12 protein-coding genes and 1 pseudogene are annotated in these 17450 nt (G+C 65.1%); 8 read left to right on the forward strand and 5 right to left on the reverse strand.

Going from position 1 to position 17450, the window contains the following annotated elements:
* Window positions 1–55 precede the first annotated feature (55 nt).
* The 4 genes and pseudogenes from ACXYN8_RS05480 to ACXYN8_RS05495 form a co-directional block, all read right to left on the reverse strand.
* Entirely contained in the window at window positions 56–553 is a 498-nt protein-coding gene (locus tag ACXYN8_RS05480) for an invasion associated locus B family protein (RefSeq protein ID WP_458888305.1), read from the reverse strand.
* Entirely contained in the window at window positions 553–1182 is a 630-nt protein-coding gene (locus ACXYN8_RS05485; protein ID WP_458888306.1) for a phosphoglycerate mutase family protein, read from the reverse strand. The genes ACXYN8_RS05480 and ACXYN8_RS05485 overlap by 1 nt, the downstream gene beginning before the upstream one ends.
* Window positions 1183–1205: 23 nt before the next feature.
* Window positions 1206–1699: pseudogene (locus tag ACXYN8_RS05490) on the reverse strand (GreA/GreB family elongation factor).
* Window positions 1700–1715: 16 nt separating this feature from the next.
* The gene (locus ACXYN8_RS05495) at window positions 1716–3674 is read right to left on the reverse strand and encodes a lytic transglycosylase domain-containing protein (RefSeq protein WP_458888308.1); all 1959 of its coding nucleotides are present in this window, start codon (window positions 3672–3674) and stop codon (window positions 1716–1718) included.
* Window positions 3675–3776: 102 nt separating this feature from the next.
* Here ACXYN8_RS05495 and dapA point away from each other — a divergent pair, with 102 nt between their 5' ends.
* The 8 genes from dapA to alaS all read left to right on the forward strand — a co-directional run bounded on the left by dapA (window position 3777) and on the right by alaS (window position 15623).
* A complete protein-coding gene (gene dapA, locus ACXYN8_RS05500) occupies window positions 3777–4658 on the forward strand; it encodes a 4-hydroxy-tetrahydrodipicolinate synthase (RefSeq protein ID WP_458888309.1) in 882 nt (293 codons plus the stop codon).
* A gap of 61 nt (window positions 4659–4719) precedes the next feature.
* A complete protein-coding gene (smpB, locus tag ACXYN8_RS05505; RefSeq protein WP_458888310.1) occupies window positions 4720–5202 on the forward strand; it encodes an SsrA-binding protein SmpB in 483 nt (160 codons plus the stop codon).
* Between the two features lie 110 nt (window positions 5203–5312).
* Entirely contained in the window at window positions 5313–5906 is a 594-nt protein-coding gene (locus tag ACXYN8_RS05510) for a DUF2062 domain-containing protein (protein WP_458888311.1), read from the forward strand.
* 26 nt (window positions 5907–5932) lie between these two features.
* A complete protein-coding gene (locus ACXYN8_RS05515; protein WP_458888313.1) occupies window positions 5933–8365 on the forward strand; it encodes a hybrid sensor histidine kinase/response regulator in 2433 nt (810 codons plus the stop codon).
* A 68-nt stretch (window positions 8366–8433) separates the two neighbouring features.
* Window positions 8434–9951 (forward strand): DUF4139 domain-containing protein, encoded by a 1518-nt coding sequence (locus ACXYN8_RS05520; protein WP_458888314.1) that lies wholly within the window; start codon window positions 8434–8436, stop codon window positions 9949–9951.
* A 13-nt stretch (window positions 9952–9964) separates the two neighbouring features.
* Window positions 9965–11557: a DUF4139 domain-containing protein gene (locus tag ACXYN8_RS05525; protein ID WP_458888315.1), complete on the forward strand. Its 1593-nt coding sequence runs from the start codon at window positions 9965–9967 to the stop codon at window positions 11555–11557.
* 130 nt (window positions 11558–11687) lie between these two features.
* Window positions 11688–12749 (forward strand): recombinase RecA, encoded by a 1062-nt coding sequence (recA, locus tag ACXYN8_RS05530; protein ID WP_458888316.1) that lies wholly within the window; start codon window positions 11688–11690, stop codon window positions 12747–12749.
* 204 nt (window positions 12750–12953) lie between these two features.
* Entirely contained in the window at window positions 12954–15623 is a 2670-nt protein-coding gene (alaS, locus tag ACXYN8_RS05535; protein ID WP_458888317.1) for an alanine--tRNA ligase, read from the forward strand.
* A gap of 18 nt (window positions 15624–15641) precedes the next feature.
* On the opposite strand, the gene ACXYN8_RS05540 is transcribed toward alaS, so the two are convergent.
* Window positions 15642–17438 (reverse strand): cation:proton antiporter domain-containing protein, encoded by a 1797-nt coding sequence (locus ACXYN8_RS05540; RefSeq protein ID WP_458888318.1) that lies wholly within the window; start codon window positions 17436–17438, stop codon window positions 15642–15644.
* Between the last annotated feature and the right edge of the window lie 12 nt (window positions 17439–17450).

The following is a 17450-nucleotide window of genomic DNA, read 5'->3' on the forward strand; positions in this document are numbered from 1 at the left end:
CGATGAATCAGGATGCGGGCCGGCGAAAGCTGGCCCGTTTTCCTTTAAAAGGCGGCTACCGCAGTCTCGCGCAGCCCAATGTCGCGGCGTCCATCGCCGTCGCAACGCCGGTAAGGCGATAGGTGTTGGAGAAGCGGCGTCCGCGCTCATCGACCGAACCGACGGTCATTCTCCCGGCAGAGCGCATAGCGGCGACGATAGCCGCGTCCATGCGCCGGTCTGCGGCCCAACCGTCCGCGCCGCCGCCGACCAGTTCGAACCGCTTGTCGCCGATCGCAAGCCGGATCGTCGCGCCCTTCGCCATGCGGCGCGAAAAGCGAAAGTGGATTTGCCCGCGAACGCCCTTCTTCGGCCATGTCCCGACAGTCGCAAAAGGCTCGAAATCGCGCGACAACGACGATGGTTGCGCCATGGCGATAGCGTAGCATCGCGGCGCGGCGCGATCGCGAAAAGCCGCCCAGTTGTCGAATACCCCAAGAGAATCGCGCGCCATCAGCGGGCTGGCGCAAAGCGCAGCCGTCGCGGCAGCAATGCTCAGCGCAATGCGTTGCATCAGGCGTGCTCGAACCCTGTCTGCGCGCCATACAGGATGCTTTCCACTCCGCCGGAAATCTGGGCGATGGAGCCCTGCTTTAGCGAAGCTGCGATCGGCGCCCCGTGTTCCGGATTGTCCGGCAGCCCCGTCATGATCCCTCGCAACACGCGGCTGGAGATGCCGTGCATGACGACGATGTGATCGCCCGGCTTTTCTTCCACCCAATCCAGCCAGTTTCGCAGGCGTGCGGCAATGGCGGGATAGTCCTCTCCATCGGGGGCGGGGCGGAGGAGATGTTCCTCCAGCACAATCGGGCCATGTTCCGCCGTGACGTCGGCGTAAAGGCGGCCACACCAGCCACCCATGTCGATCTCCACCAGGTCGGCGCTGCGATGGGCGTCGAACCAGTCGATCTCCAGTTCGTCGCAGATAAGCGCCGCGGTCTGGAGCGCTCTGCCTGTTTCGGAAATATGCACCGTTACGTCCGGTCGCGGACCCAGCGTCTCGCGCAGCACCTTGCCCATGTGTGTCGCCTGCTCGGACCCGGTTCGGGTCAGGGGCGTGTGCATCGTGTTGGACTGAAGGCGACGCGCGGCGTTGAACACGGTTTCACCGTGACGCATGATGAAGAAGCGGTTTTCTGCCATGCCGGGAAGCGATAGCGGCGGGATCAGCCGCCGTCACCTGCCGGATAGGTGATTGCCGTGACCTCCCACTCCTTCTCCCCCGCGGGCAAGCGCACGGTGCGAAGGTCACCCACCGCCGAGCCGCGCAAGGCCCGGGCAAGCGGGCTCGACCAGCCGATCCGGCCTGCACTCGCGTCCTGTTCGTCATCGCCGAGCAGGGTGACCGATTTGCGCGCATCGTCTTCGTCCGCGATCTCTACTGTCGCGCCGAAGAAGGCGCGGCTGCGGTCGGGCTGCTGCGACGGGTCGACGACCCTCGCCGCCTTCATCCGACGGGCGAGATGGGCCAGTTCGCGGTCGATTTCCGCATTCGCTTGCGCCCATAGATGTAGTCGCCGTTCTCGCTGCGGTCGCCATTGCCCGCCGCCCAACTGACGATAGCGACGATCTCCGGCCGCTCGGTGCCGAGCAGGTGGTCGTAGCGCGCCTTCATCGCCACCAGCCCGGCAGGGCTGATCGGGTTGCTGCCCGGTTTCATGTGGTGCGGGAAAGCGTCAGCGGCGCAGGTAGTAGGACACCGGCTTCGGTCCGCCGTAGCGCACCTTGCCCGGATTCATCGCTTCGTAGACCACCGCGTTCTCGATCACGCGCTGAACGTAGTTCTTGGTCTCGTAGATCGGGATTTTCTCCATCCATTCGACCCAGCCGATACCGCCCTTGCGCGGATCGCCATTGGCGCGCAGCCATTTGTTCACATTGCCGGGACCGGCGTTGTAAGCCGCGATGGCGAGCGGGTGCGCGCCGCCGAAATAATCCATCATCCGCGCGAAGTAAGCATCGCCCAGCGTGATGTTGTAATTCGGATCGTCGATCAGCGAAGACGACATGTAGCTGCGGCCAAGCATCCCGGCCTGTTCCTTCGCCGTGCCGGGCATCAACTGCATCAGCCCCCGTGCGCCCGCGTGGCTCAACGCGTTCTGGGCGAACTGGCTTTCCTGCCGCGTGATCGCATGGACCATCGTCCAGTCGTTGACGGTGGCGGGCGTGGTGATGGTGGGGAAGGCGTAGACGTCGAAGTTCGCCAGCGCATCGGCCGCGGCTGCTTCGCCGCCGATCACCGCGAGATCGCGCCGCCCGATGCTGCGGGCCAGTTCCTGCACCAGGAAGTGTTCTGCCGGCGTGTCGGCGCTGTCCGCCAGTTCGCGGAAGAAGTGGATCGAGGTGGCCCATGGAGAGCTGCGGGCGACCTCACGTACCGCGCCGACGATGGGGCGCGCGTAGAATGCGTCACGCTCTGCCTGCGTGACCTGCACCTGCGGTTCCTGCGCCAGATTGGGCAGGGTGCGGCCCAGCGATTGCAGAGCAAGCTGGCCGTAGAACCGCTCAGGATATTGCGCGGCCATCTCGTAATAGCGATTGGCGCTGCCCATATCGCCCGCCTGTTGCGCGGCGAGGCCCGCCCAGTAGAATCCCTTGCTGCGCGTCTGCGGCGTCTGCGCGGCTGCACCATAGCGATAGAACAGCGGCGCGGCAGACGCGGCGTCGCCCATGCGCCACAGCGCGTTGGTGCCGCCCTTCCACATCAGTGTGGTGTAGTCGTCGCGCAGCTTGAATTCGCGCTTCGAGATATCCTCGCCCGGCGCGAATGCCTGGTCGATCTTCGTCGCGATCTTCACCGTGTCGAGCGGGCTTGCGGCGCTTGCGACGCGCAGGATCTCGGTCACCCAGTCCTGCTGGTCAGTTGGCAGCGAGGTGAGCGGCGGATGATCGGCCATCAGGCGGATCGCACTCATCGTCTGGCCGCGGGCGCGCAGATAGCGCGAACGGTTGTAGAGGTAGCCCGGATCGGTGCGAATATCGGCGGGTATGTCGAGCGTCAGCGCATTGGGATTTTCCCCCTGCAACAACGCGAGGCGCGCCATGAACGCATCGCGCGATTGCGGCGCGACATAAGCGATCTGGCGCGCGGCCTGATCCGCTTCACCCTGCCACAGCAGCGCATCCATGCGGGTGTCGTGATCGTCGGCGTTCCAGCTGGCGCCATGATTGGCGAACAGGGTCGCTTCGGCCACCGGCGTCATCTTGCCACCGCGCCATGCCTCGCGCGCGACCTGCGGCGCGTTCTGACGGTTGGCGGCCTGCAGCGCGAGCGCGTATTGCGCACGGCCCAGATTGCTGAGCGGCGGGAAGCGGTCAAAATAGGCAAGCAAACGTTCGGGCGAGACGAACTCGTTTTCCAGCGCACCCTCGGCACGCAGCCGGAGCGTCTCTTCCTTCGGCATACCGGGGTAGCTGGTCAGGAAGCTGGCGTAGCTTTCGAACGGCAGATTGCGCGTTTCGCTGAGATACTGCCAGCGGCTGATCGCCGACGCCATCTGGCCGGACCGGGCGGAAAGGGCCTGCGCGCGGGCACGGTCCCATTCGGCAGCCTCCTGCGCCATGGTGGGGGAAGCCGCCAGCGCAACGGCGAGGGCGGCGAACGATACGAGTGAATTGCGAACCATGCTGGACATTGTGCCCCCCGCCTCCTTATCAGGCGCTGAACACGCAAAACGCTTCGCGTCCGGTCGATCAGCCCCTTCCGGCGCATTGGCGCAATCCGAAGGTTTCCTGCAATGTTTTCCGGCTCGATTCCCGCTCTGGTGACTCCTTTTCGCGACGGGTCGTTCGACGAGGCCGCTTTTCGCCGGCTGGTCGACTGGCAGATCGACAACGGCAGCAATGCACTGGTGCCCTGCGGCACCACCGGCGAAGCCTCCACCCTCTCCAATGCGGAGCATCACCGCGTCATCGAAGTCTGTATCGAGCAGGCTGCGGGCCGGGTCCCGGTGATCGCGGGCTGCGGCAGTAACGATACGCGCAACGCCTTGCTCCACATGAACTTCTCGAAAAAGGCGGGCGCCGCGGCGGGGCTGTGCGTTGCCCCTTACTACAATCGGCCGAGCCAGGCCGGCCTGATCGCGCATTTCAGCTTCCTTGCCGAAAACAGCGACTTGCCGATCGTGATGTACAACGTTCCGGCACGAACCGTCACCGATATCGAGGACGAGACGGTCGTCGAACTGGTCAGCAAGTATCCCGACCGGATCGTCGCGATCAAGGATGCTAGCGGCGATCTGTCGCGCGTGGCGGACCATCGCATGGGACTCGACCACGATTTCTGCCAGCTGTCTGGCAATGACGAATTGTGGCTGCCGCACTCGGCGGCAGGCGGGGCGGGGTGCATTTCCGTCACGGCCAATGTCGCGCCCGCACTGTGTGCGGAGTTCCACGATGCCATCGCGGCCAATGATCTCGTCAAGGCGCGCAAGCTGAACGACCGGCTGTTCCCGCTGCATTACGCCATGTTCTCCGACGCGAGCCCCGCACCGGTCAAATACGCGCTGACCCGCGTGCACGACTGGCTGGAATGTGACGTGCGCCTGCCGCTGGTCAACGCCAGCGACGCGGCGCGCAAGGCCGTGGACGAGGCGCTGGAACACGCTGGCCTAATCTAGAGGCAGTCTGGTCCGTGGGGGCTGGTCTGATCGGCCATCAGTCCCTATCTGGCTCGCCACCATGGCACGCCCCAAACCCGAGACATTCGACAAGCAGAAAACCGTCGCGGAGAACCGCCGCGCGCGGTTCGACTATGCGATCGAGGACAAGTACGAGGCCGGGCTGCAATTGCAGGGAACCGAGGTCAAGGCGCTGCGCGCTGGCGAGGGCACGATCGCCGAAAGCTATGCCGAGGTGCGCGACGGGCAGGTTTGGCTGATCAACGCCAACATTCCGGAATACAGCCACGGAAATCGCCAGAATCACGAGCCGAAACGTCCGCGCAAGCTGCTGCTCCACACGCGCGAGATCGACCGGCTGACTGGCGCGGTCGAGCGCAAGGGCATGACGCTGGTGCCGATGAGCATCTATTTCAACAAGCAGGGCCGCGCGAAGGTTGAACTGGCGCTCGCCAAGGGACGGCAGGCGAAGGACAAGCGCGACTACATCAAGGATCGCGACTGGCAGCGCGACAAGGCGCGCATCATGCGGGATAATGGCTGACATTTTCCCCGCTGGCGGAGCTTCATCCAGTCAAATGCAGCATTCGTGGTATTCCCTTGCCCTTAGGTGTTGCGCGGTTGCCGCCTTGCGCGCAATGCGGGGCCAGAGCCATGGCTGACTTCCGTTCCAAGACTTTCCTGTCCGACCTGCTGCGCAAGTATATGCCGACGCGCGAGCAGATGGCGCAGAACAAGTATCTTGCGCCCATCGCGCACCGTTTTCTTTCGCCCGAACTATGGCGCTTCACCCGTCGCTCCGTTCCGCGGGGCGTGGCGCTGGGGCTGTTCGCGGGGTTCATCATTCCGCTGGGGCAGATTTTCCTCGCCGCTTTCCTTGCATTGCCTGCGCGAGCCAACGTTCCGCTGGCGGCGGCGGTTACTTTCGTCACCAATCCGTTCACCTTCCCGTTCTGGGCACTGGCAGCGAACCGGCTCGGCGCGCTGATGTTGCGGATCGATCCGACGCAAGTCGGAACCAGCGCGACCGACGAACTGGCGAGCGGGCGCTGGACCTGGCTGGTGGAAATGTTCGAAGGCGCGGGCGTGACGGTGCTGGTAACGGTGTTCGGCTTCATCGTGCTGTCCGTAATCAGCGCGGCGGTGGGTTATCTGCTGACGAGCTGGGGCTGGCGCTGGTGGGTGGCCCACAAACGGCGCGCGCTGCTGCGCGAACGCCGCGAAGCGCGGCTGGAAGCGGCGCAGTGAACGGCGAAATCGTGTCCCAGGGGACGATGAAGATCTCGCGCAGCGACCTTGGGCTGGTGCTCGGCGCGGGGCTGCTCAGCGTGGTGCTGGTCGGCGCCGTGACGCGCGATCTCACGCTTACGCTGGTCTTTGCCGCGGGGCTCGCCATTCTCGGCCTGATCGGCGCGCGACTGGCCCGACCTGCCGTGAATGCGCCGGCGGAAAGCTACACCGTGCCGGACTGGTCGGTCACCAACAGCCTGATCCAGAGCCGCAAGGACGCCGTCGCCATCGTCGACCGGGCCAACCGCCTCAGCTGCGCGAACCAGTGCTATTCCGACTGGTTCGGTGCGACCAATGCGCCGCCTAACCTCCCGTGCAACGCCGCCTCGCGCGAGCGGCTGGCGAAGGCCGCGCGCAATTGCTGGCGCGACGGCCATGCAAGCGTCGATCTGGTGGAAGGCAACGAGGGCGATCGCTACCGCGCAACTGCCACGCGTGCCGGGCGCGGCGAAGATCATATCATCTGGCGTTTCGAGCCGGTCGTAGAGGCGGAGAAGCCCGATACGCTTGTCGAGCTGCTGTCGGGACCGTTCGGTCACCAGTTGAGTGCTGCGGGTATCGAGGCGATCCTCGCCAATCCCGATGGCTCGATCGCCGCAGCCAGCGAAGGTTTCGCCTATCGCGCCGTGGGTGATGGCAAGGCGACCCTTGCCGGACAGGATTTTGCCGGGCTGCTCCGATCCGACGAGCGGGAGCGGATCTACTACGCCCGTGAAGGGCGCAAGGGAACGCCGCAGACGCTGGTGCAGGTGCCGCTGGGCGACCCCGCCAATCCCGATCCGGCGGCTTCTGAAACGGCGCCGGTGCTCATGTTGATGCTTGACGCCGGTCTGGGCATCGGCGGCTGGGCCGGGTCCGATGCCAAGGCGCAGACGCCGCAACTCAACGCGCTGCTAGAGGCGCTGCCGCTGGGCCTTGCCACGACCGACCGCGACGGCCGCTTCCTGTTCGCGAATCAATCCTTCCAGCGCGCCGTCTCGCTCGGCAGTCGCGGGATGCCGCCCTATCCTTCCGACCTCGTGGTGCGCGAAGACAAGGGCGCGCTTGCCGATGCGGTTCGCCGGTACGGCCATGGTCCCGCCAACAGTGGGGACATGGCGATACGCCTGCGGACCCACCCCGACGATCCCGTCTCGCTCGGCCTTGCCGGCGTGCGCGGGCTGGGGGAGGCGGCAGTGCTGCTCAGCCTGTCGGATACGTCGGAGGAAACCGAGCTGAAGCGGCAGGTCGCGCAGGCAACGAAGATGCAGGCGGTCGGCCAGCTCGCCGGCGGCGTTGCGCATGATTTCAACAACGTCCTGACCGCCATTATCGGCCACTGCGACCTCATGCTGATGCGCCATACGCCGGGCGACAGCGACTACGACGACATCCAGCAAGTCAAGGCGAACTCCAACCGCGCCGCCGCGCTGACCCGGCAGCTGCTCGCCTTCTCGCGCCAGCAGACCCTGCGGCCCGAAGTGCTGCAATTGCCGGACGTGGTCTCCGAAGTCAGCCAGCTACTGAAGCGCCTCATGGGAGAGAAGATCGCGTTCCGCGTCCACCATGACCGTGACCTCGGCCCCGTGCGCGCCGATCCGCAGCAGCTGGAGCAGGTGATCGTCAATCTCGCCGTCAACGCGCGCGATGCGATGCTGACCCGGGCGGAGAAGGGCAAGGCGAAGGGACCGCTGCGCCTGACCCTCGCCACCCGCGCGGTGTCCAGCGCGTCCATCCGGCGCATGAAGACCGACCTGATGCCGGTCGCCGACTACACCGCCATGATTATCGAGGACACCGGCGGCGGCATTCCGCCCGACGTTCTGGGCAAGATTTTCGAGCCGTTCTTTACCACGAAGGAGCTCGGCAAGGGTACCGGCCTCGGCCTTTCCACGGTCTACGGCATCGTCAAGCAATCGGGCGGCTTCATCTTCGCGGACAATATCGAGGGTGAAAACGGCAGCGTCTCTGGCGCGCGTTTCACCGTCTATCTGCCTGTACATGCCGGTGCCCCAGCACCTGAGCGCGCGCGACCCAGGCCGGAAGCGCCGAGCAGCAGCTGGTCGGGCGGGGGCCGTATCCTGCTTGTCGAGGACGAGGACATGGTGCGTGCCGTGGCAGAACGCGCGCTGGTGCGGCAGGGTTACGAAGTGACCACCGCCAGCGACGGCGAGGAGGGGATCGAGAAGATGACCTCGGATGGCCCGTTCGACCTCGTTCTCAGCGACGTCGTGATGCCGGGAATGGACGGACCGGCGATGGTGCGCGAACTGCGCAAGAGCGTACCCGACGTCCCCGTCCTGTTCATGTCCGGCTATGCGGAGGAGCAATTGAGGAAGGACATCGACCTCGACGACGTGCATTTCCTCGCCAAGCCATTCTCCGTGCAGCAGATCGGGGACAAGGTGGCGCACGTCATTGCGATCGCGAAGGGCTGACGCAGATTCCAAATGTAGTCACAGGCCCCTGATTGTATTAGCCTCGCATCAGCAATGGGGGCGATACGATGAATTCTCGCAAGGCTTTCGCGGTTCTCGCAGCAGGCTCGGCCGCGCTGGCACTGCCACTGGCGGCGCAGGATCCCGCCAATCCGGACCGCACGGCGCAGGGCGACGTCTCGGTCACCATCTACAACAACGACCAGGCGCTCGTGCAGGATGTGCGCCAGATCACTATCGCGGCAGGTCGCAGCCGAATCGAATTCCCAGACGTGTCCGCGCGCATCCGGCCAGAGACGCTCAGCTTCTCTTCCGAAGGGACCGCGATCGTCGAACAGAACTTCGACTTCGACCTGCTGACCCCGCAGAAAATGATGGAAAAGGCCATCGGCCAGACCGTCACGCTGATCCGCACCAACCCGGCAACTGGCGCCGAAACGCGAGAGCAGGCCACCGTGCTTTCCACCGCGGGCGGCGTGGTTGTCAGGATCGGCGATCGCATCGAAGTCCTGCGTGACGATGGTCTGCCGGTGCGCGTGATTTTCGACGGTGTGCCGCCCAATCTGCGCGCGCGCCCGACACTGTCCGTCAACGTGGAGAGCCAGCGGTCCGGCGCCCGCCCTGCATCGATCCGCTATCTCACCCCCGGCCTCGGCTGGAGCGCGGACTACGTCTCGCTGTTCGACGAGGGCAAGGGCACGATCGACATGCAGGGCTGGGTCACGCTGACCAACAACACCGGCACGACTTTCCATAATGCCGACACGCTGCTGGTCGCGGGCAATCCGGGCAACAGCCAGCCGCGGTATAATCGCAACTACAACTCACGCCGCGTCAGCAACCCGCAGATTAACCCCGGGACCGAAAGTGCCAATCGCGGGCAGGTGGGCGACTTCTACCTCTACCCGATCAATGGGCGCACCACGATCGCCAATGCGCAGACCAAGCAGGTCAGCTTCCTCGACACGCAAGGCGTCGCCGCAAGCAGGATCTACGGTTACACGGTAGACTGGCTCGCGAATTACGACGCGCCGCAAAATGTCGAAAGCCAGATCGCCTTTTCGTCGTCGCGCAACGGCGGCCTTGGCGATGCGCTGCCGGCCGGCACGGTCCGCTTTTATCAGCGCGACAGCCAGGGCAGTCCGCAATTTATCGGCGAAAGCCGGATCGATCACACGCCTATGGGAAGCCAGCTCAATCTGCGGACGGGGGATGCCTTCGACGTGCTGATCCGGTCCGAGGTCGAGCGGCGGGAGCGTGTGACCGAAAGCCAGTGGAAGGACTGGGACCGCTTCGAGGTCACGCTGCCAGACGGTCAGAAGGTGACCGGCAGTTCGCAGCGCAACACTTCCACGGAGTACTGGCAAACGACCATGCGCTACACGGTGACCAATGCGAAGAACGTGCCTGTCGATGTGCAACTGGTGCAGGCAGGGCTCGATCGCGGCTGGGGTAGCCGGGATTACCGCATCGTGAGCGAGGATCTTCCGGGCGAGCAGATCAACGCGGACATGCGCAAATATGTCATCCCCGTGCCGGCCAACGGCTCGCGCGAGGTTCGGGTCACTTACGCTACGCGCTACTGATCGGGGCAGGGCCGTGAAGCGCGCCACCCTTTTCCTCGCCGCCGCGCTTGTCACGCAGCCGCTGTCGGCGCGCGAGGTGGTCGAAGCCTCCGCACCGACCGATACGGCCGTGACGATCTACCGCGACCCCAGCGGCGGCGGCTTCAACAAGGACAATCCGCGCGGCTTCGCGATGATCAGCGAGACGCGAACCGTCACCCTGCCGCCGGGCGAATCGACCATCCGCTTCGTCGGCGTGTCGGAGGGTATGATCGCGATCTCCGCCATCGTCTCGGGCCTGCCGGGCGGCACGATCGAGAAGAACCGCAACGCCGACCTGCTGTCTCCCGCCGCGCTTGTCGACGGGACGCTCGGCAACCGCGTGACGATCACGCGCACCGATCCCGCAACCGGCGTGGCGCAGAGCGAAGATGCTGTGGTCCGCACCCGCGCCGACGGCGGGCTGGTGCTGGAGACTTCGGAAGGGTTCGAGGCGGTGCGCTGCTCCGGCCTGCCGGAGAAGCTGACCTTCGACAGCGTGCCGGACGGCCTCTACGCCCAGCCACTCTTCACCATCGACACGCGCGATCCCACCGGCGGCACCTACGAGGTCACGCTCACCTATCTGTCTTGGGGCTTCGACTGGCGCGCGCACTACGTTGCGACCCTGCAGAAGGGCGGGCGGCGCGGCGATGTCGGGATGCGGATGCTGAGCTGGCTGACGCTCGTCAACGACAACGGCCAGAGCTTCGCCGACACCGACCTTATGGTCGTGGCCGGCACGCTCAACGTCGAAAGCGATTACCGTCAGCTCGCCGCCCCGCCGCGCGCCAGCGGTCTGCGACTGACCTGCTGGCCGATTGGCAGCACGGCGGCAGGTTCGCCGATCCCGACCTTCCAGAAGAACGAACTGGCGGAAGAGGCGATGTATGATTCGGCCAGTGCCATCATCGTCACCGGATCGCGTGCGCCTCCCCCGCCGCCACCTCCGCCGCCGCCACCACCTGCTGCGATGGTCGCGAACGAGGAGAACCTTGGTGATCTCAAGCTGTTCCGCGTGCCGGAACCCGTCACCGTCAGCGCCAAGGGACTGAAGCAGGTCGCCTTCCTCGACCGCGACGATGTCCAGGGCGGTTTCGTCTACGAGAGCGATTGTTATTTCGGCGGGGCGGAAGGTTTCGACCCCGTTGAACTGCTGTTCGAAACCGAAAACGACGAGGAGCACGGCCTTGGCCAGTCGCTGCCGACCGGAGGGGTCACGGTGTTCGAGCCCACAACGCACGGTGATTTGCCGATCGGTGAAGACGATATCCGCGACTATGCGCTGGGAGAGGATGTCGAGGTATCGCTGGGCGAAAGCACCAAGGTCTTCGCCCGCTGCGTTCTCGACGGGGAGGAGCCGGACGACAACACCGCATGGCGCACCCTGCGCGCAGAGGTGACCAACTCCGGCAACCGCACGGCTGAAGTCCGGCTCGTCCTAGGCTATGCCCGCGATTACGAGGTGCGCAAGGGAAAACGGCTGGCGATGAAAGACGGCCAGCACACGATTACCCTGCGCGTGAAACCGGGCAAAACGACCACGACGAAGTTCCAGGCTCGCGAGGTCGATCGCGAGGAGGAGTAGGGGCTGGATGATCGGTCTCCAACAAATTTTCGTTCCCCCCTTGTTCTGGTGGAACAAAGCGGATACATAGCCTTCCAGACAGCAGTCGATAACGGGGAATGCCCCCTAGGCAAGCGAAGGAGGCCATGCGATGGCGACGCCACTGAAACTGGTTGAAAAGGAAAGCAACGTGGACCGTCAGAAGGCGCTCGACGCCGCGCTCGCACAGATTGATCGCGCATTCGGCAAGGGGTCGGCGATGAAGCTCGGCTCCAAGGAAGCGATGAATGTGGAATCGATCTCCACCGGTTCGCTGGGGCTGGACATCGCGCTGGGCATCGGTGGCTTGCCGAAGGGCCGCGTGATCGAAGTCTACGGGCCGGAAAGCTCGGGGAAGACCACGCTGGCGCTGCACGTCATCGCGGAAGCGCAGAAGAACGGCGGCACCGCGGCCTTCGTCGACGCCGAACACGCGCTCGACCCCGTCTACGCCAAGAAGCTGGGCGTCGATATCGACGAACTGATCGTTTCGCAGCCCGACACGGGCGAACAGGCGCTGGAAATCACCGATACTCTGGTCCGCTCCAACGCGGTGGACGTTCTGGTGGTGGACTCGGTCGCCGCTCTGGTTCCGCGTGCGGAAATCGAAGGCGAGATGGGTGACAGCCACGTCGGCTTGCAGGCCCGCCTGATGAGCCAGTCGCTGCGCAAGCTGACCGGCTCGATCAACCGTAGCAAGTGCATGGTCATCTTCATCAATCAGCTGCGCATGAAGATCGGCGTGATGTACGGCAATCCGGAAACGACCACCGGCGGCAACGCGCTGAAGTTCTATGCCTCGGTCCGTCTCGACATCCGCCGCACCGGGCAGATCAAGGATCGCGACGAGATCATCGGCAACTCGACCCGCGTGAAAGTGGTCAAGAACAAGGTCGCCCCGCCGTTCAAGCAGGTCGAATTCGACATCATGTATGGCGAAGGCATCTCGAAGATCGGCGAGATACTCGACCTCGGCGTGAAGGCTGGCATCGTGGAGAAGTCGGGCAGCTGGTTCAGCTACGACAGCATCCGCATCGGCCAGGGCCGCGAGAATGCGAAGACCTATCTCAAGCAAAACTCCGAAGTTTGCGACAAGCTGGAAGCCGCCATCCGCGGCCGGACCGACGAAGTCGCCGAGGAAATGATGGCGGGCCCGGACGCAGGCGACGACTGACTTTTCTCAAGAAGCGCACCGGGTGACGGTGTCGCTTGCGAAACGAGGGCCGGTGGCGTCGCATCCTTCTTTGGAAGGATCGCCCACCGGCCTTTTCGTGTCTGTTGCCTGAGAGCACACCTTGCTGCGGAAACCGCAGACTCTCCGCCCGTCGCACCCATCTGGCGACTTGCCGCAAGGGCAGCGAACGCCTAACTGCCAGCCATGCAGACGACCAACGATATCCGCCGGTCCTTCCTCGACTATTTCGGCGGCGCAGACCATGCCGTGGTGCCTTCCGCACCGCTGGTGCCGCACAACGACCCGACGCTGATGTTCGTCAACGCCGGGATGGTGCCGTTCAAGAACGTCTTCACCGGGCTGGAAGCGAAGCCCGCACCGCGCGCCACCAGCAGTCAGAAATGCGTGCGCGCCGGGGGCAAGCACAACGATCTCGACAACGTCGGCTACACCGCCCGGCACCACACCTTCTTCGAGATGCTCGGCAATTTCTCGTTCGGCGACTATTTCAAGGAACAGGCCGTCCTGCACGCCTGGACCCTGCTGACGAAGGAATGGGGCCTCAATCCGGACAAGCTGACCGCCACCGTCTATCACACCGACGACGAAGCGTTCGACCTGTGGAAGAAGATCGCCGGCTTGCCCGACGATCGGATCATCCGCATCGCGACCAACGATAACTTCTGGTCGATGGGCGACACCGGTCCCTGCGGTCCGTGCAGCGAGATTTTCTACGACCACGGCGAACACATTCCCGGCGGCCCTCCGGGCTCCCCGGACGAAGATGGCGACCGCTTCATCGAGATCTGGAATCTCGTCTTCATGCAGTTCGACCAGTCGGCCGACGGCAATCGCAGCCCGCTGCCGAGCCCGTCGATCGACACCGGCATGGGTCTCGAACGCATTGCCGCCGTCATGCAGGGCGTTCATGACAATTACGACATCGACACCTTCCGCGCGCTGATCGCCGCGTCGGAGAACCTCGCCGGTGTGCCTGCCGAAGGGCCGAGCCAGGCGAGCCACCGCGTTATCGCAGACCACCTGCGCTCCACCAGCTTCCTGATTGCCGATGGCGTGCTGCCTAGCAACGAGGGCCGCGGCTATGTCCTGCGCCGGATCATGCGCCGCGCCATGCGCCACGCTCACCTCCTTGGCGCCCACGAGCCGCTGATGCACCGCCTCGTCCCCGCGCTGGTCGCGGAGATGGGACAGGCCTATCCCGAGCTGGGTCGTGCCCAGCCGCTGATCGTCGAGACGCTGGAGCGCGAGGAAACGCAGTTCCGCCGCACGCTCGACAAAGGGCTCGGTTTGCTGGATGCCGAAACCGTCAACCTGGGCGAGGGCGACCGCCTGCCCGGCGAAACGGCGTTCAAGCTCTACGACACGTACGGCTTCCCGTACGATCTGACCGAAGACGCCCTGCGCGCCCGCGGCATCGGTGTGGACCGCGAGGGCTTCGATGCGGCGATGGACCGGCAGAAGGCTGCCGCCCGCGCCGCGTGGAAGGGTTCGGGTGCTGCCGCCGATGGCGAACTGTGGTTCGACATTGCCGAACGCGAGGGCGCGACCGAATTCACCGGCTATTCCGTGACCCAGGGCGAAGGCAAGGTCGTCGCCCTGATTGTCGATGGCGCCGAAGTCGACGCTGCCGAGGCAGGCACGGACGTGCTCGTCATCACGAACCAGACGCCGTTCTACGGCGAAAGCGGTGGCCAGGTCGGCGATAGCGGTACGATCAGCACGCAGAGCGGGCTGCGGATCGCGGTGGCCGATACCAACAAGCCGCTCGGCCGATTGCACGTTCACGAGGGCAAGGTCGAGGCAGGCCGCATCGCTATTGGCGACACGGTGCACCTTTCCATCGATGTCGAGCGACGCGATGCGGTGCGGGCCAACCATTCGGCCACGCATTTGCTCCACGCCGCACTTCGCAACGTGCTTGGCGGTCACGTCACGCAGAAGGGCTCGCTCGTCGCGCAGGACCGGCTTCGGTTCGACTTCTCGCACCCCAAGCCTCTCTCTCCGGAAGACATTTCCGCGATCGAGGAGCAGGTGAACGCCGAAATCCGCCATAATGAAACGGTCGGCACGCGGCTCATGTCTCCCGACGACGCGGTCGAGGCGGGCGCGCTGGCGTTGTTCGGCGAGAAATATGGCGACGAGGTCCGTGTCCTCAGCATGGGGCGTGGCGACTGGGACGGCTCGGGCCGCAATTACTCGGTCGAACTGTGCGGTGGCACGCACGTCAATGCGACCGGTGACATCGGCATCTTCCGCATCGTGTCGGAAAGCGCCGTCAGCTCCGGTGTGCGCCGGATCGAGGCGCTGACCGGCGAAGCGGCACGCCGCTGGCTGGTCGGGCGTGAGGACATGGTCAAGTCGCTGGCCGGTACGCTCAAGACTTCGCCCGACGAAGTCGAAGCGCGCGTTGCTGCGCTGGTCGACGAACGCAAGCGGTTGGAGCGTGAACTGGCCGAGGCGAAGAAGGCGCTGGCCCTTGGCGGCGGCTCCGGCGGGGCGAAGCCCGGCGCATCGGAGACCGTCGGCGGCTTCGCGTTCTCCGGCCAGGTGCTCGATGGGCTACCTGCGAAGGAATTGCGCGGCCTGCTCGACGGGGCGAAGCAGCAGCTCGGATCGGGCGTGGCGGCGATCGTCGCGGTGAACGAAGGCAAGGCGGCCTGTGCCGTCGCGGTGACGGATGATCTGATCGGTCAGGTCAGCGCAGTCGACCTCGTGCGCGCAGGTGTCGAGGCGCTGGGCGGGAAGGGCGGCGGCGGCCGTCCCGACATGGCGCAGGGCGGCGGGCCGGACGGTGACAAGGCTGATGCGGCGATTGCCGCCATCCGCGACGTTTTGGCCAAACTTCCGGCTTAAAGGGCAGAGGTCATTCGATCAGCTGGCGGCGGGCTCTGGCGCGTCGCCGCTTTTCGGCATCGTCGAAGACCGCAGGCGCGGCTTTTGCGTCAGCTTGCCTTCTTCCATGATCTGCATCCGCAGTTCGTCGCGCTTTTCGTGGATCGAGGCGATGACCGGTCCAACGCCGACGCCGAGTTCGACCAGCGCCGCCTCGGTAAGCTGGAGCGAGCTTTCGAGGGTTTCCGGCACCGCATCGCTCACACCGAGGCGGTAAAGCTCGGCCGCGTGGCGCTCGTCCCGCGCGCGGGCCATGATCGCGATGTTCGGATACGCCTTGCGGATCTTGCGAACGAGGCGCTTGGCCAGCACAGGCTCGTCCATCGTGAGGATCACGGCCGGGCTGTCTGCCAGGCCGAGCCCATCGAGAGCTTTTCCGCGCACCGCATCTCCGAACTTCGCGTTGTAACCGTCGCGGCGCGCGCGTTCGATGATGTCAGCGTCGCTGTCGATCGCGACATAGGCCTTGCCGTGGCGCGTGAGCATGTCCGCGATCAAACGACCGATCCGGCCCATGCCGACGATGATCGTGCGCGGCTCGCCCGCCCCCTCCGCGCTATCCGTAAACTCGGGCAGAGGCTCGACCCGGCGGCCGACCATGCGTCCAAGCATGGCGAGAAGAGGCGTGATGGTCAGACCGATGGCGGTCACGATCTGCCAGAACTGGGCCGTGCCGGGCTGGATCAGCATTGCGCTGGTCGCGGCGGACAGAACGATCAGGGTCGTCTCGGACGGGCTGGACATGAGGATGCCGGTTTCCGTCGCCGTGCCGCGCCGCGCGCCCATCAGACGCAGCAACACGCCGGTGATGACGGCCTTCAGCGTCAGCACGATCACGACCGCCGAGAGGATCGACCACAGGTGCTCGGCAATCGTCGAGAGGTCCAGTCCCATGCCCACGGTGATGAGGAACACGCCGAGAGCGAGGCCTTTAAAGGGCTCGGTAATCGCTTCGACCTCGTCGTGATATTCGGTCTCCGCGATCAAAAGCCCGGCGATCAGCGCGCCGACGATGGGCGACAGGCCGACAAGCGCAGTGGCAAGGCTTGCGCCGATCACCACCAGCAGGCTGGCGGCAAGGAACAGCTCCGGGCTTTTCGTTCGCGCGGCCTGCGCGAACAGCCGGGGGAGGGCGATGCGGCCGAGCACCAGCAATGCGAGGCAGACGAGACCCCCCTGCCACAACGTGTCGAGCATTCCTTGCCAGCCTTCGTTCGCGGCATGGGGGGCCATTGCGCCGAGCATGAAGATGATCGGGACGATCGCGATATCCTCGAACAACAGCATGGAAAGCGCCGCGCGCCCGACCGGGGTGTGCGTGCCGCTGATGGGGAGGACGAGCGCGGTGGATGAAAGCGCCAGCGCGAGACCGAGGCCCAGCGCGCCGGTCCAGTACTGCCCCAGCATCGAAAGGCCGGCCGCCAGCAACAGGCCGGACAGCAGCAGTTCGAGCGCGCCAAGGCCGAAGACCATCCGCCGCATCGACCAGAGCCGATTGAACGACAGCTCCAGCCCGATCGTGAACAGCAGCAGGATGATGCCGAACTCGGCAAACGGGTCCAGCCCCTCCGGGTCGGTTATGGTTACGTGACTGAGCCACGGATATTCGTAGACCATCCTCCCCAGCCCGTATGGCCCCACGGCCAGACCGACGAGGATGAAGCCGATCACGGGAGTGATGCGGAAGCGCGCGAATACCGGGATGACGATGCCTGCGGCCCCCAGGATCACCAGCGCATCGGACAGGATCGGGGTGAGGGTAACTTCGCCAGCCATTCCCTTCGACTA

The organism is Altererythrobacter sp. CAU 1778 (assembly GCF_054482795.1).

What these genes read in the sequence shown, in the direction of transcription:
- ACXYN8_RS05480 (WP_458888305.1), bottom strand. Translation starts at nt 553, where the DNA reads ATGCAACGCATTGCGCTGAGCATTGCTGCCGCGACGGCTGCGCTTTGC.
- ACXYN8_RS05485 (WP_458888306.1), bottom strand. Translation starts at nt 1,182, where the DNA reads ATGGCAGAAAACCGCTTCTTCATCATGCGTCACGGTGAAACCGTGTTC.
- ACXYN8_RS05495 (WP_458888308.1), bottom strand. Translation starts at nt 3,674, where the DNA reads ATGTCCAGCATGGTTCGCAATTCACTCGTATCGTTCGCCGCCCTCGCC.
- dapA (WP_458888309.1), top strand. Translation starts at nt 3,777, where the DNA reads ATGTTTTCCGGCTCGATTCCCGCTCTGGTGACTCCTTTTCGCGACGGG.
- smpB (WP_458888310.1), top strand. Translation starts at nt 4,720, where the DNA reads ATGGCACGCCCCAAACCCGAGACATTCGACAAGCAGAAAACCGTCGCG.
- ACXYN8_RS05510 (WP_458888311.1), top strand. Translation starts at nt 5,313, where the DNA reads ATGGCTGACTTCCGTTCCAAGACTTTCCTGTCCGACCTGCTGCGCAAG.
- ACXYN8_RS05515 (WP_458888313.1), top strand. Translation starts at nt 5,933, where the DNA reads ATGAAGATCTCGCGCAGCGACCTTGGGCTGGTGCTCGGCGCGGGGCTG.
- ACXYN8_RS05520 (WP_458888314.1), top strand. Translation starts at nt 8,434, where the DNA reads ATGAATTCTCGCAAGGCTTTCGCGGTTCTCGCAGCAGGCTCGGCCGCG.
- recA (WP_458888316.1), top strand. Translation starts at nt 11,688, where the DNA reads ATGGCGACGCCACTGAAACTGGTTGAAAAGGAAAGCAACGTGGACCGT.
- alaS (WP_458888317.1), top strand. Translation starts at nt 12,954, where the DNA reads ATGCAGACGACCAACGATATCCGCCGGTCCTTCCTCGACTATTTCGGC.
- ACXYN8_RS05540 (WP_458888318.1), bottom strand. Translation starts at nt 17,438, where the DNA reads ATGGCTGGCGAAGTTACCCTCACCCCGATCCTGTCCGATGCGCTGGTG.